The sequence below is a fragment of the Pseudomonas neustonica genome (assembly GCF_003797945.1).
Taxonomy (GTDB): domain Bacteria; phylum Pseudomonadota; class Gammaproteobacteria; order Pseudomonadales; family Pseudomonadaceae; genus Halopseudomonas; species Halopseudomonas neustonica.
Window position 1 is genome coordinate 44,950 of the sequence record NZ_RKKU01000017.1, and the last position, 13,402, is coordinate 58,351.

Here is a 13,402-nt window from a genome sequence, read left to right on the forward strand (position 1 = left end):
CCGCATAAGCGGGCTTTGTTTTTTTGCCTGATTGAGCAAATCAATCAACACGGATATGGTCGGAGAGGCTGGACTCGAACCAGCGACCTTCTCGTCCCGAACGAGACGCGCTACCAGGCTGCGCTACACTCCGTCATGGGCGAATATTTTACCTCAATGATCGAATCGTTCAAGAGGTCGGCGGAGAAATCATGACCGTTTTCCGAGGGTTAGCGCTAACGCCAGTCAACGCTATGGTTGGCGTTATGCAATCGCACATCGTCTTCAGATAAATCATAAAAGCCGGGGTTCTGCGCTAATTGCCAGCGCAATGGGCTACGCTCCCCTTGCTGCCAAGCTGCCTCCATCTCTGCCAGTAGCGAGCGTGGAATAACGCAGAGCAGCGGCTGCCAACGCGTACCCACACGCACCATACAAGGCGCCCGTGGATGCCGCACAGCACAGCTCAGCAAGCCCTGCAGCAAATCCTCATCAACCCGCGGCATATCACAGGGCACCACCAGCAAGTGACTCGTGGTGCACGCGCGCAAACCCGCCAGAATGCCTGCCAACGGCCCAGGAAAATCAGGCTCATCATCAGCCACCAGCCGATCGGCCCAAGCACTGTAAGTCGCCTGATTACGATTGCAGCTGATCAACAGCTCACCACCCATACTGCGCAGCAACTGACTCAAGTGCGCCGCAACCGGCTCGCCCTGAAAAGACATCAAGCCTTTGTCACGTCCGGCCAGCCTGCTGCCACGGCCACCGGCGAGCAAAAGTGAGGTGTGGGTCGAAGCGCCAAACATAGTGCAAAACTCGGGTAATCAATGGCTGTGTGTTATAACACTCGACCTATCTCAATAGAAAGCTGACCGCCTTGATACACGCATTGGCGGCGGTCACCACAGCCGTTTTAAGGAACCCAGTATGGCCAAGCCAGACGCGCCCTTCATCCCGCTCTCCATCGCGGTTCTGACCGTCAGCGATACCCGCACACTCGACAGCGATACCTCCGGCCAATTGCTGAGCGACAGCCTGAACGCAGCCGGACATCAGCTCGCCGATCGCCAGTTGCAACCCGATGATATCTACCAGATTCGCGCCACTGTTTCGGCCTGGATTGCCCGATCTGACGTGCAGGTGGTGCTCATCACCGGCGGTACCGGTTTTACCGGTCGTGATAGTACTCCCGAGGCCATAACGCCCCTACTCGACAAAATGGTCGACGGCTTTGGTGAGCTGTTCCGGCATATTTCCTGGCAGGAAATCGGCACCTCTACCTTACAGTCACGCGCACTAGCGGGCTTGGCCAACCGCACGCTGATCGTCTGCGTGCCCGGCTCTACCAACGCCTGCCGCACTGCCTGGACGAAAATACTGCACGAGCAACTGGATTCGCGCACGCGGCCCTGCAACTTTGTGCAGCACCTGGATAATACCGAGCAATGCGGCAGCCGCACATGAGCCTGATGCCGGTTGCCCAAGCCCTGCAGCAACTGCTCGACAGCGCCCGTAGCCATCCGACTCAGCCGGTTGACGAACTACCGTTGGAGCAGGCTTTGGGTCAGGTTTTAGCGGCACCCGTCATCGCTGCGCATGACGTACCGCCGTGGGACAATAGCGCCATGGACGGGTATGCCTTCAACGCCAACGACGTGGCCAAAGCGCAAGCCGAAGGTTTACCCATCAGCCAGCGGATCACCGCTGGTATGGCCCCGGCTCCACTGCTGGCTGGCAGCTGCGCGCGTATCTTCACTGGCGCACCGCTGCCAGCTGGCGCCAATTGCGTGGAAATGCAGGAGAACGTCGAGCTGACCGAAAGTGGCTTGGCGCGGCTAATGCAACCAGTACACGCAGGTCAGAACGTGCGTGCGCAAGGTCAGGATGTGCAGACCGGGAGTCAGGTACTGAGCGCCGGTTTGCGCCTACGTCCACAGGATCTGGGCGTGATCGCTTCGGTAGGTTTGGCGCGCGTGGCCGTGCATCGTCCGTTACGGGTGGCCGTGGTATCCACGGGGGATGAACTGGTCGAACCCGGTGAACAGCTACATCCTGGGCAGATTTTCAACAGCAACAGGTTTACCTTGATTGGCGCGCTACAGCGGCTTGGCCAACCTGTTATCGACGGCGGCATATTACCGGATGATCCTGAGCAGACGCGCAGCCGTTTAAGCGCGCTGGCGGGTCAGGCTGACGTGATCATCAGCTCCGGCGGTGTTTCTGTCGGTGAGGCCGACTGCCTTGGCCAGGTACTGCGTGACAGCGGTGAGATCACGCTATGGAAGCTGGCGATCAAGCCGGGCAAGCCCTTTACCCTGGGTAGCTTCGCCGGCACGCCGGTGCTGGGCCTACCCGGTAATCCGGCGGCCACGCTGGTAACCTTCCTCCTGCTGGTTCGGCCCTATCTGCTGACGCGGCTTGGCTGTACCACCGTCGAGCCGTCCCATTTTGCTTTGCCCGCCGGGTTTACATGGCAGCGGCCAGGCAACCGCGATGAATACCTGCGAGCCACATTAGTCGATGGTTGCATTCAACTTGCTGGCAACCAAAGCTCAGGGGTGCTCAGTTCGGCCAGCCACGCCAGCGGACTGGTTTTGATTCCAGCCAATACACGCGTCGAACGCGGTCAAGCGCTGAGTTTTCTGCCCTTCACTGGATTGTTTGACTGACCCCACGCCCGGCAGCGCGGCCCCGCCACGTTTATTCAACGCCATCAACCCCACCTATGCCGCGAGCATCTGACAATTAGCTGGCTAGAATCGAGACATACCTGCAAACAACAATAATAGGAATCTCGCATGAAGCCATCCTTCCAGGCCGCCGCCTTTGCCTCGCTGGTCAGCCTTTGCGGCGCGGTGTTCGCGACCGAGTACTCCGCGCCCGAAGCGCTAGTAGCGCCGTCGTCCTTCAAAGGCGTGCATGGCCTTGCGGTCGATAAGCAAGGCCGCCTGCTGGCAGGCAGCGTGGTGGGCAACAGCATCTATCAGGTCGATATTGACAGCGGTGAAACCAGCGTCTTTATTGGGCCCGATCAAGGGCAAGCGGATGACATTGCAATCGGCCCCAAGGGTGAGATGGCCTGGACCGGATTCTACGCCGGTCAGTTGCTGATACGCGACAACGACGACGCCCCGATACGCGTGGTCGCCACCGACCTACCCGGTATGAACTCGCTCGATTTCAATGATGAAACCGGCCAACTGTATGCCAGCCAGGTATTTCTGGGCGATGCGCTCTGGGAAATCGACCCCACGGGTAGCGAGGCTCCGCGGTTGATCGCCAAGGACTTGGGCGGCTTCAACGGCTTTGAAGTCGGCAGCGATGGCTGGTTATATGGGCCACTCTGGCTCAAAGGGGAAGTCGTACGCATCAACCCGGCTGATGGCCAGATTCAGACAGTCGCGACCGGCTTCGGCACACCCGCCGCCGCCAATTTCGACTCCAAAGGCAACCTGTACGCCATCGACACGCTCAGTGGACTGCTCAAGCGCATCAATCTAAGCAGCGGCGAAACCACCAACATCGCCCAGCTCAGCAGCTCGCTGGATAACCTGGCCATCGACAGCCAGGATCGAATCTTTGTCTCCAATATGGCCGATAACAGCATTCAGGAAGTCAATCCAGCGACCGGCAAGGTACGCCTGATCACCGGCGGTAAGCTGGCAGTACCAGCGGGGCTGGCACTGACGGAGGACGGCGCAGACCTCTACGTCGCCGACGTTTTTGCCTTTCGCAAAGTGGATACCACTAGCGGCGAGGTTACCGATCTGCGCCGCGCGCACGGCTCGGATGCCGAGTACCCGATCAGCGTTGGTCTGGGTAAAGAGCGGTTACTACTAACGAGTTTTTCAACCGGCACGCTGCACGTCATTGACCGCCAGGACAACAAGACGCTGCACATGATTCACGGCCTTAAAGCCCCCTCTGGCGCCGTAGAGTTGAGCAATGGCGACATAGTGGTCAGTGAGATGGAAAGCGGCAAGCTGTTGCGCCTGAGCGGCGGGAGCCTGGACCAGCAGCAGGTGCTGAGCGAGGGATTGCAGGGTCCGGTACAGATGATCCTCGGCCACGACGGCATGATTTATCTGACAGAGATCGCGGGATTCCTGACCCGCGTTGATCCTGCCACAGGCAAACTGGAACGCCTGGTCAGTGATCTGCAACTGCCAGAAGGCTTGAGCGAAACAGCCGATGGCAAGTTTGTCGTCGCCGAAAGTGCCGCTCACAGACTACTGCTGGTTGATCCCGCAACCGGCACTAAAAGCGTGCTCGCCAGCGAGCTACCCATTGGCTTTCCCGCTGGCCCAGGTATGCCGCCAACCGGCATTCCGACCGGCGTAGCCGTGGCTGCAGACGGCACTATTTTCTTCAGCTCGGACATCGACAACGGCCTGTACAGGTTGCAGCCCGAATAAGCTAACGGTGACCGTGCCAAGAGTATCAGGGGCGGTCACCGTAACATCCAGTCAAATACGCGGTTGTGCTTTTTTATGAACGTTTTCAGAGCGAACCAGTCAATTTTAACAGACTGAATTGAACTGATTAGCTATAACAGGAGACGTGTTCATGCATTACCTGCTGAAAAAAGCCCTCATTCCTGCCGTCGCCCTTGCCGCCATCGCCGGTTCCGGTCTGTCTCATGCAGACGCACCAAACTCGCTGGGCTGGCTGGAAGAAGGCGTGATCATGCCTGAGGATGTGACGGTGAAATTCAAACTGGATTCAGGCGCCCTCACCTCCTCGATGCACGCACAACACATCGAGCGTTTTGAAAAGGATGGCGAGGACTGGGTGCGCTTTCAGGTAGAGCTTGAAGATATCAAGACAGAGCAAACCGTCGCCTCGACTTTTGAGCGTCCACTTGAACGCAACCTGAAAGTACGTGGCGCTGGCGGTTCGGAAGAACGCCCGGTGGTAAAAATGGAAGTCTGCGTGGGCGAAGAGGTACTCAATCAGGAGTTCTCTCTGCGCGACCGCAGTAACATGCACTACCCGGTTTTGCTTGGTCGCCGCACGCTGGATGAACTGGGCATGGTAGATACCTCCCGCACCTTTACCACCAAGCCTGCCTGCTCTGCCAGCCAGGCTTGATAAGCGAGCATAGAGTGCGCTGAGACTAAAGCGTCTCGGCGCCAGCCTCAGCCAACAGCAAGGTCACCTCTCGACTAACCACCACCAAAGCCTCATACATTTGCGCGCTGGCCTGCGTGTAATTGATGCGCAGGCAATCACGATATTTGCCTGATGCCGAGAACAGCGAACCGGGGGCGATCTGAATACCCGAGCTAAGTAGACGTTCGTTCAGGCGTACCGAATCCAGCCCCTTGACCTCCACCCAGAGCAAAAAGCCGCCCTGCGGGTAACTCACACCGGTACCCACAGGAAACAACGCCTGCACCCAGCCCAGAACCACATCCAGATTGCGCTGATACTGACGGACCACTTGGCGCAAATGCCGCTCGTAGTGCCCCTGCTCGACAAACTCGGCAACGGCCAGCTGCGGCAAGGTCGCCGACGCACCGGTAGATACATACTTCTGATGCAAAACCTGATCACGGTAGCGACCAGGCGCTATCCACCCTACCCTCAGCGAGGGAATCAGGGTTTTGGAAAAAGAACTGCAGAGCAGCACGCGGCCATCGTCATCAAAGGATTTGAGCGTCCTTGGACGCGGTGCGCGATAGGCCAGATCGCCATAGATATCATCCTCAATGATCGCCACATCAAAACGCTGAGCCAGCGCCACCAGCTCGCGCTTGCGCGCTTCAGGCATGGTATAGCCCAGCGGGTTATTGTGCGTGGGCGTAATCTGTATCGCTTTGATTGGCCACTGCTCCAATGCCAATTCCAACGCCTCCAGACTGATTCCGGTCTCCGGGTCGGTGGGGATCTCCATCGCCTTGAGCTGATGCGCCTTGAGAATCTGCATGCTGCCGTAAAAGCTGGGCGAGTCGACCGCGACCACATCCCCTGGAACGGTGAGCGTACGAATGGCAATCGACAGCGCTTCCTGGCAACCAGTGGTAATCAGGATGTCGTCCGGATGCAGCAGGCAACCTGAACTTGAGGCTAGCCGCGCGAGTTGCTTGCGCAGCTGCGGACTCCCGGCCAGGGAGTCGTACCTTAAACCAGCGGCATGGGCACTGCGGTGCAGGCCAGCCAGCACCTGAAACAGGGGCTTCAACGTTTTGGCTTCGACGTCGGGTATGCCCCGCCCCAACGAAATAATGTGATCGGCACTGGGCTCACCCACCAGGTTCAGCACATGATCCCACTGGGATACATCGAGGGGCCGCTGAGCAGGACGAGTCACGCCCGGCAGCACCGCCGGAGCCGTGCGCGCGAGTACAAAGTAACCGGACTTCGGACGCGCCTCTATCAAGCTCTGAGCCTCCAACCCCGCGTAGGCGGTCTGTACCGTTGAAATACTCACAGCAAACTCGGCACACAGCTCGCGGATCGACGGCAATCTATCACCTGCGCGGTACAGACCATGCTCGATGCGCTGGCGCATCGTCGCCGCAACCTCTTCATAGCGTTTCATAACAAAAGTCACCCGACTCACGTTTACCAGTACAGATTCAACCAAAATACAGCATACAGCCCGCTCACACCCGCCTCTGTATCTATTTATTATTTTTTTACTGTATCTGTATCAAGAATAACGAAAACCTTAATCTAGCTCCACGCTAACAGGAGAACCGTAATGAACAGCAAGTCACTCACTGCCATCTTCAGCCTGGCGCTGAAGCATCACCAACAAAGGCGCGACTACCGCCATTTGTTGAAACTCGACGAACATCTATTGGCCGATATCGGCCTGACCCGTGCACAGATTCGTCGCGAGCTGGCTCGCCCCTACTGGGCCGGGTTAAAGCTCAACCTGCGCTGCAACGGCATGCTCACGCAGAAGCCGCGCTTGCGCGCCTGAAATGGCTATTGGCGCCTGGGCAGCAGCATGATTAGACCCGTTGTGCGCAACGCAGACTGAGACTCGCTTTACCGACTAACTTAATTTTAGCGCTGATATTCAGTACCCTTGAATCCTTAACAGCCTCATGCGGATAAACCGAATGTCCAGTGCCCTGCCCCACGACCTGAATATTGAAGCACGTTACGTCCTCGCCAAACAGGTAGCGCAAGAGGCGGCCCGACGCGGTATGGCCTATTACCAAAAGCGCGAAGAACTCAATATTGAACATAAGGGAGATGATCGCCAGGATCTGGTGAGCATCGCTGACCGCGCGCTGGAAGATTATATTCGCGCCGAATTGCTGGCTGCCTTTCCTGAAGACGGTTTTCTCGGTGAAGAAAGTGGCTCCGCCGACCTGAGTGCGCGCTGTCTTTGGGTGGTAGACCCGATCGATGGCACGGCCTGTTTTGTCAACGGTCTGCACAATTGGTGCGTGTCTATTGGCATGCTGCTGGATGGTACCCCACACATTGGTGCTATAGCGGACCCCAACCACATTGAGCTATTTCATGGGGTGCGCGGTCAGGGCGCGTTCGTCAACGAACGACCACTGCGCGTCAGCAAGGCATCGCATGTGCGCGAGGGCCTGATGGGCGTGGGCACGTTTTATCCGCGCGGCACAGAGTATTTCTTACCCTTTCTCACCAGTCTGCTCGGCGAAGGTGGCATGTTTTTGCGCAACGGTTCAGGCGCGCTGATGACTGCCTACGTAGCCGCAGGACGTTTGCTGGGATATTACGAAACACTGCTCAAGAGCTGGGACTGCGCTGCCGGGTTGGTATTGGTTGCTGAAGCAGGCGGTCGAAGTAATGACTTTTTACGTGGCGAGGGCTTGCTGCACGGCAATCCCTATCTGGTCGCCTGCCCCGGCGTATACGAGCAGGTTGCCGAAATGATAGGCCCAATGCTCAATAGCGACTAAAAGCGGAATTAAAAACACTATCCCGCAGTGCCCGGTTTAGCGATTAAGCAATCAGGCCAGCGCGATCTCTACCCTGTTGCGCCCAGCTGATTTGCCCGCATACAAGGCGTGGTCCGCGCGGGCAACCGCACTGCTTAACAACTCTTCGGCACGGTACTGCGTAATCCCAATCGACAAGGTCACGCTGACTCGCTCCCCGTCCTGCTCCAGCTCCAGCGACTCAATCGCGCTACGTAACCGCTCGGCACTGGCGGTCGCCTGTTCAAGATCCGTATCTGGCAGTATCACCAGAAACTCTTCGCCACCCCAACGACCAATAAAGTCTTGCTCACGTAGTGCGCCTTGCAGTGCCTTACTAACCGCAACCAGAGCACGATCTCCCATATCATGACCGAATTGATCATTGATCTGCTTAAAGTGATCTATGTCCATCAACATGAATGTCAGGTTACTCGGCCGACGATGATGACGTGCCAATTCTTTTTCTGTCAGCTCGATAATATGTCGGCGATTGAATAAACCGGTCAGAGGATCAGTTGTCGCCATACGCGCCAGCCGCCGGTGCGCGCGCGTGACCGTTACCACATAGAACAGCGCCAGATAGCTGAACATACAAAATACGATGGTCAGATTGAAAACATGCACGCCCAGTAGAGCGCCTGAGGATATTGGCTGCAGGGGCTCGATGTACCACATAAGCACATCCAGGCCGACATAGTAGAGCCACAGGCAAACCGCTAGTATCCAGGCACTGCGCGCCCGCATGCTGACGAACAAGGCAGGTATAAACATCAGCAGAAAATAGTGAAAACCACTTTCCCAACCTACCAGCACAGTGCCCAACCCTGCGTGCACCAGCACTTCCGTGCGAATCAACATGATCGCCAAACGATTACGCCGTTGGCTGAACGCACGATAGGCGTAAACGTACATCGCCACACTAATGACGTTGACCCACGCCAAAACAGGAGAACCCAGGATCAGAAAAATAAAGAAAAAAGCGACATCAACGCCGCCGGCCAACTGGCAACAACGCATTGAAAGCTGCCAAAACTCAGGCCGCGCGTCGCGCTTGTGTGGATTTTCTGGGTGCGACCCTGGCATAAAGGCTATCACCTAAAGTCATATTATTATTAAGGTCAACTGCCAGAGAGCCGACAGCAAGAGTGCCTGAAGTGTAGTTAATTGGGGCAGCCGCAGCTACTACTAATAAAGCCAATTCAGCTTGAGCAGGTCGTCTATGACGTACTCCAGCCGAACCGGCTTCGGTCAATTTAATGCAGTATCTGACTCAAGAATAATTGTGTTCGTTCGTTTTCAGGGTTGCTGAAGAACTTGTTTGGCTCAGCCTCTTCGACTATCTCGCCACGATCCATGAAGATCACCCGGTTGGCCACCGTTCGCGCAAAACCCATTTCGTGCGTCACGCAGAGCATAGTCATACCGTCTTCGGCCAGGCCAATCATAGTGTCCAGCACCTCTTTTACCATCTCGGGGTCCAGCGCAGAGGTTGGCTCATCAAACAACATGATCTTGGGCTGCATACATAGCGCACGCGCTATCGCTACTCGCTGCTGCTGACCACCAGACAACTGCCCCGGAAACTTGTGCGCCTGCTCCGGAATGCGTACCCGCTCCAGATAATGCATGGCCATTTCTTCCGCTTCACGGCGCGGCGTCTTGCGCACCCACATCGGCGATAGCGTACAGTTCTGCAGCACCGTCAGATGGGGAAACAGATTGAAGTGCTGAAATACCATGCCTACTTCACGGCGAACCGCTTCAATTTGCTTGAGGTCATGGGTCAGCTCGGTACCGTCGACCAGAATGCGTCCCTGCTGATGCTCTTCTAGCCGGTTCAGGCAGCGAATAGTAGTCGACTTACCTGACCCTGACGGCCCGCAGAGCACAATACGTTCGCCCTGCTGCACATTCATGTTGATGTCTTTCAATACGTGGAACTGGCCATACCACTTGTGTACCCCATCCATCTGGATAATGCCTTCAGGCTGGGTTGGCTGCATGTTTACGTCGCTCATCTCTTGCTCCTAACGCTTGTGGCCTGTGTCCAGCTTGCGCTCCAGATGCATGGAGTAGCGGGACATACCGAAACAGAAAATCCAGAACACCAGAGCGGCGAAGACATAGCCTTCGGTTGCCATCCCCAGCCAGGCCGGGTCGGTGGTCGCTTGTTTAATGCTATTGAGCAAGTCGAAGAGGCCGATAATGATCACCAGACTGGTGTCTTTAAACAGCGCAATAAAGGTATTGACGATACCCGGGATGACCATCTTCAGCGCCTGCGGCAATATCACCAGACCCATCATCCGCCAGTAGCCCAAGCCCATCGCTGCTGCGGCCTCGTACTGCCCCTTGGGAATGGCCTGCAGACCACCACGTACCACCTCGGCGACGTAAGCAGATTGAAACAGAATGACGCCGATCAACGCGCGCACCAGCTTGTCGAAATTCATTCCTTCCGGCAGGAACAACGGTAACATCACCGATGACATGAACAGCACCGTGATCAGCGGGACGCCCCGCCAGAACTCGATGAAGGTCACGCAAATCACGCGAATGGCCGGCATATCAGAACGACGCCCCAGCGCCAGCATAATACCGAGAGGCAGTGCGCCAGCGATGCCCACTGCGGCGATCACCAGCGTCAGCGTCAAGCCGCCCCACTGACTGGTAGGCACAAGATCCAGCCCCAGAAAGCCGCCGTGCAGCAGCCAGTAGGCCAGCAGCGGATAAACGACCAGGAAGGCGATGCCATAACGGGCTTTACGCGGCATGGCATCAATAAACAAAGGCGCTGCGCCGACAATTGCCAATATCACCGTGAGGTCAACGCGCCAACGCAGCTCAGACGGATAGAAGCCGTACATAAACTGGCCAAAGCGCTGCTGAATGAAAACCCAGCAGGCACCCTCGCTGGTGCAGTCGGCTCTGGTAGTACCAACCCAGTCGGCGTTAATAATGGCCCAATTGATCAACGGCGGTACTATCAGCCACAGCAGATACAAGGCAAAGAGCGTGAGCAGGCTGTTAAACAAGCCGGAGAACAGATTTTCACGAAGCCAGGCGAGCACCCCGATCGCCTGTTTGGGCGGCGGCATGTCAGGTTTGAAAGTATGTGTCTGCATAGCGGCTCCTCAGCGCTCAATCAGCGCTATGCGCCCGTTGTACCAGTTCATAAACAGCGAGATGCTGATGCTGATCGCCAGGTAAACACTCATGGTAATCGCGATGACTTCGATAGCCTGCCCCGTCTGGTTAAGCACGGTACCGGCGAACAGCGACACCATATCGGGATAACCGATGCCGGCAGCCAGCGACGAGTTCTTTGCCAGGTTCAGGTATTGACTGGTCAACGGCGGAATGATGACCCGCAAGGCCTGCGGAATGATCACCAAACGCAGCGTTTTACCCGCCGGCAACCCCAGTGAGTGGGCCGCCTCTGTCTGGCCATGACTTACGGACTGGATGCCCGCACGCACGATTTCAGCAATAAAGGCAGCGGTATAGATACTCAGCGCGAGCGTTAACGCGATCAGCTCGGGGATCAGCACCCAACCACCGGCAAAGTTGAAGCCCGATAGCTCCGGTACCGTCCAGACCAGCGGATTACCGGCTATCAGGACGGCGGCGCCCGGAATTACCAGCAATAACGCCAGAACCGAGACCAGCACAGGGAAAGGTTGCCCGGTCGTCTCACGACGCTTGCGCGCCCAGCGCCCCAAGAACACTGACGCCACAACAGCCAGCAGCAACGCGGCAAAGAACAGCCCAAAAGTCTCGGATAGCCCTGGCGAAGGCATGTACAGACCACGGCTGTTGAGATAGAAACTATCGAGTACACCCAGGCTTTGCCGCGGCCCGGGCAAGGAGAGCATAACCGCGAAGTACCAGAACAAAATCTGCAGTAGCGGCGGAATATTGCGGAAGGTTTCGATATAGAGCGTCGCTAGCTGGCGAACTAGCCAGTTGGGCGACAAGCGCGCCACGCCAAGCAGAAAACCGATGATGGTCGCCAGTACGATACCAATCACCGAGACCAGCAGCGTATTGAGCAGGCCCACAAAAAACACGCGCCCATAGCTATCGGTCTGAGTGTAATCAATCAGATGCTGAGCTATGCCAAAGCCCGCAGTGTTGTTGAGAAATGCAAACCCGGAAGTGATACCGCGCTGTTCCAGGTTGGTCTGTGTATTGTCGAATAGATACCAGCCAAGCCCCACCACCGCGGCTATGGCAAGCAGCTGAAAAATCAATGCCCGCAGCTTTGGGTCGGTCAGAACCGAGCCTCCGCGTCGCGGCACATTGGCAGTATTTTGCATATAAGCCTCTCGCATCCTCGGCTCAAACAGCGAGCGAAGATCCAACTTGTCAGAACAAAATCAGCCCGATCTTGCGACCGGGCTGACGTGCCGGTTAGGAATCAGCGCACAGGGGGTGCGTACTGAAGCCCACCTTGGTTCCACAAAGCATTGAGGCCACGTTCGATCTTCAGCTCGCTGCCGGCACCGACATTGCGCTCGAAGCTCTCGCCGTAGTTACCTACCTGTTTAATGATGTTCACTGCCCAGTCAGCAGGCAGCTTCAGATCTCTGCCGTACTCGCCTTCCGCACCCAGCAGGCGCGCCACATCAGGCTTACCCGTTGCCTTGGCCATCTCGTCAACGTTGCTGGATGTCACACCCAACTCTTCTGCGTTAACCATGGCGAACAGCGACCAGCGCACGATGTTGAACCACTCGTCATCACCCTGACGTACCACAGGCCCCAATGGCTCCTTGGAAATCACCTCGGGCAAAACCACATACTCCTCTGGAGCAGCCAGCTTGATGCGCTGCGCATACAACTGTGACTGGTCTGAGGTCAGCACATCGCAACGACCTGACTCGAGTGACTTGGCGCTCTCATCCGAGGTGTCATAAGTGATAGGAGTAAATTGCAGATTATTGGCACGGAAGTAGTCAGACAAATTCAGCTCGGTGGTAGTACCGGCCTGAATGCAGACGGTAGCCCCATCCAATTGCTTGGCACTGGTCACACCCAGCTTCTTGTTCACCAGAAAGCCCTGACCGTCATAATAGTTCACACCGGTAAAGTTCAGACCCAAACCAGCGTCTCGCGAACTGGTCCAGGTTGTGTTGCGCGACAACACGTCTACTTCACCTGACTGCAGCGCGGTGAAACGTTCCTTCGCAGTCAACGGGCTATACCTGACTTTGGTCGCATCACCGAACATGGCTGCGGCCACGGCGCGGCATACATCAACATCCAACCCCAGATAGTTCCCCTTATCATCGGCATAGGAGAAACCGGGTAAGCCATCACTGATACCGCACTGAACAAACCCTTTCTCTTTGACAGCATCAAGGGTTGAACCTGCCTGCGCAAAACTGCTTACACCCAATACCGCGGCGGTGGTACATACTGCCAGAGTAGATTTCACCATCTTCATTTGAATCTCCAGTTGCTATTGTTTTGTTGGAGTCTCGAGCGCTTCCCTTCATGCT

At 56.5% G+C, this 13,402-nt stretch carries 13 protein-coding genes and 1 tRNA gene; 6 read left to right on the plus strand and 8 right to left on the minus strand.

Translation table 11 applies throughout. From position 1 onward, the window contains the following. Window positions 1-56: 56 nt before the first annotated feature. Window positions 57-133: transfer RNA gene (locus tag EF096_RS13340), tRNA-Pro, on the minus strand. A gap of 82 nt (window positions 134-215) precedes the next feature. Further along, window positions 216-788, minus strand: coding sequence for a molybdenum cofactor guanylyltransferase MobA (mobA, locus tag EF096_RS13345; protein ID WP_123890209.1), 573 nt, complete (start codon window positions 786-788; stop codon window positions 216-218). A 121-nt stretch (window positions 789-909) separates the two neighbouring features. On the opposite strand from mobA, the gene moaB reads away from it, so the two are divergent. The 4 genes from moaB (at window position 910) to rloA3 (ending at window position 5,073) form a co-directional block, all read left to right on the plus strand. Next, a complete protein-coding gene (gene moaB / locus EF096_RS13350) occupies window positions 910-1,446 on the plus strand; it encodes a molybdenum cofactor biosynthesis protein B (protein ID WP_123890210.1) in 537 nt (178 codons plus the stop codon). Next, complete coding sequence (locus tag EF096_RS13355) at window positions 1,443-2,651, plus strand: molybdopterin molybdotransferase MoeA (protein ID WP_235869738.1); 1,209 nt, start codon at window positions 1,443-1,445, stop codon at window positions 2,649-2,651. Before moaB ends, EF096_RS13355 begins: the two co-directional genes overlap by 4 nt. Window positions 2,652-2,780: 129 nt before the next feature. Beyond that, window positions 2,781-4,397: a Vgb family protein gene (locus EF096_RS13360; protein ID WP_123890212.1), complete on the plus strand. Its 1,617-nt coding sequence runs from the start codon at window positions 2,781-2,783 to the stop codon at window positions 4,395-4,397. A 151-nt stretch (window positions 4,398-4,548) separates the two neighbouring features. Further along, the gene (rloA3, locus tag EF096_RS13365) at window positions 4,549-5,073 is read left to right on the plus strand and encodes a retropepsin-like aspartic peptidase RloA3 (protein WP_123890213.1); all 525 of its coding nucleotides are present in this window, start codon (window positions 4,549-4,551) and stop codon (window positions 5,071-5,073) included. Between the two features lie 25 nt (window positions 5,074-5,098). On the opposite strand, the gene EF096_RS13370 is transcribed toward rloA3, so the two are convergent. Then, complete coding sequence (locus EF096_RS13370) at window positions 5,099-6,526, minus strand: aminotransferase-like domain-containing protein (protein WP_123890214.1); 1,428 nt, start codon at window positions 6,524-6,526, stop codon at window positions 5,099-5,101. Between the two features lie 162 nt (window positions 6,527-6,688). Here EF096_RS13370 and EF096_RS13375 point away from each other — a divergent pair, with 162 nt between their 5' ends. Beyond that, window positions 6,689-6,913, plus strand: a complete 225-nt coding sequence (locus tag EF096_RS13375) for a DUF1127 domain-containing protein (protein ID WP_123890215.1) — start codon at window positions 6,689-6,691, stop codon at window positions 6,911-6,913. A 142-nt stretch (window positions 6,914-7,055) separates the two neighbouring features. Continuing rightward, the gene (locus EF096_RS13380) at window positions 7,056-7,877 is read left to right on the plus strand and encodes an inositol monophosphatase family protein (protein ID WP_123890216.1); all 822 of its coding nucleotides are present in this window, start codon (window positions 7,056-7,058) and stop codon (window positions 7,875-7,877) included. A 51-nt stretch (window positions 7,878-7,928) separates the two neighbouring features. Here EF096_RS13380 and EF096_RS13385 read toward each other — a convergent pair whose 3' ends face one another. The 5 genes from EF096_RS13385 to EF096_RS13405 all read right to left on the minus strand — a co-directional run bounded on the left by EF096_RS13385 (window position 7,929) and on the right by EF096_RS13405 (window position 13,347). Further along, window positions 7,929-8,915 (minus strand): GGDEF domain-containing protein, encoded by a 987-nt coding sequence (locus EF096_RS13385; protein ID WP_218565681.1) that lies wholly within the window; start codon window positions 8,913-8,915, stop codon window positions 7,929-7,931. Window positions 8,916-9,151: 236 nt separating this feature from the next. Further along, window positions 9,152-9,916 carry an amino acid ABC transporter ATP-binding protein gene (locus EF096_RS13390; protein ID WP_123890218.1) on the minus strand — a complete coding sequence of 255 codons (765 nt, stop codon included), beginning with the start codon at window positions 9,914-9,916 and terminating at the stop codon, window positions 9,152-9,154. Window positions 9,917-9,925: 9 nt separating this feature from the next. After that, a complete protein-coding gene (locus EF096_RS13395) occupies window positions 9,926-11,023 on the minus strand; it encodes an amino acid ABC transporter permease (RefSeq protein ID WP_123890219.1) in 1,098 nt (365 codons plus the stop codon). 9 nt (window positions 11,024-11,032) lie between these two features. Continuing rightward, entirely contained in the window at window positions 11,033-12,217 is a 1,185-nt protein-coding gene (locus EF096_RS13400; protein WP_177412341.1) for an amino acid ABC transporter permease, read from the minus strand. A 101-nt stretch (window positions 12,218-12,318) separates the two neighbouring features. Next, on the minus strand, window positions 12,319-13,347 hold the full coding sequence (locus EF096_RS13405) for an amino acid ABC transporter substrate-binding protein (protein WP_123890220.1): 1,029 nt from the start codon (window positions 13,345-13,347) through the stop codon (window positions 12,319-12,321). Window positions 13,348-13,402: the final 55 nt, after the last annotated feature.

Coding starts and splice junctions, on each gene's coding strand:
- mobA (WP_123890209.1), bottom strand. CDS start 788: ATGTTTGGCGCTTCGACCCACACCTCACTTTTGCTCGCCGGTGGCCGT.
- moaB (WP_123890210.1), top strand. CDS start 910: ATGGCCAAGCCAGACGCGCCCTTCATCCCGCTCTCCATCGCGGTTCTG.
- EF096_RS13355 (WP_235869738.1), top strand. CDS start 1,443: ATGAGCCTGATGCCGGTTGCCCAAGCCCTGCAGCAACTGCTCGACAGC.
- EF096_RS13360 (WP_123890212.1), top strand. CDS start 2,781: ATGAAGCCATCCTTCCAGGCCGCCGCCTTTGCCTCGCTGGTCAGCCTT.
- rloA3 (WP_123890213.1), top strand. CDS start 4,549: ATGCATTACCTGCTGAAAAAAGCCCTCATTCCTGCCGTCGCCCTTGCC.
- EF096_RS13370 (WP_123890214.1), bottom strand. CDS start 6,526: ATGAAACGCTATGAAGAGGTTGCGGCGACGATGCGCCAGCGCATCGAG.
- EF096_RS13375 (WP_123890215.1), top strand. CDS start 6,689: ATGAACAGCAAGTCACTCACTGCCATCTTCAGCCTGGCGCTGAAGCAT.
- EF096_RS13380 (WP_123890216.1), top strand. CDS start 7,056: ATGTCCAGTGCCCTGCCCCACGACCTGAATATTGAAGCACGTTACGTC.
- EF096_RS13385 (WP_218565681.1), bottom strand. CDS start 8,915: ATGCGTTGTTGCCAGTTGGCCGGCGGCGTTGATGTCGCTTTTTTCTTT.
- EF096_RS13390 (WP_123890218.1), bottom strand. CDS start 9,916: ATGAGCGACGTAAACATGCAGCCAACCCAGCCTGAAGGCATTATCCAG.
- EF096_RS13395 (WP_123890219.1), bottom strand. CDS start 11,023: ATGCAGACACATACTTTCAAACCTGACATGCCGCCGCCCAAACAGGCG.
- EF096_RS13400 (WP_177412341.1), bottom strand. CDS start 12,217: ATGCAAAATACTGCCAATGTGCCGCGACGCGGAGGCTCGGTTCTGACC.
- EF096_RS13405 (WP_123890220.1), bottom strand. CDS start 13,347: ATGAAGATGGTGAAATCTACTCTGGCAGTATGTACCACCGCCGCGGTA.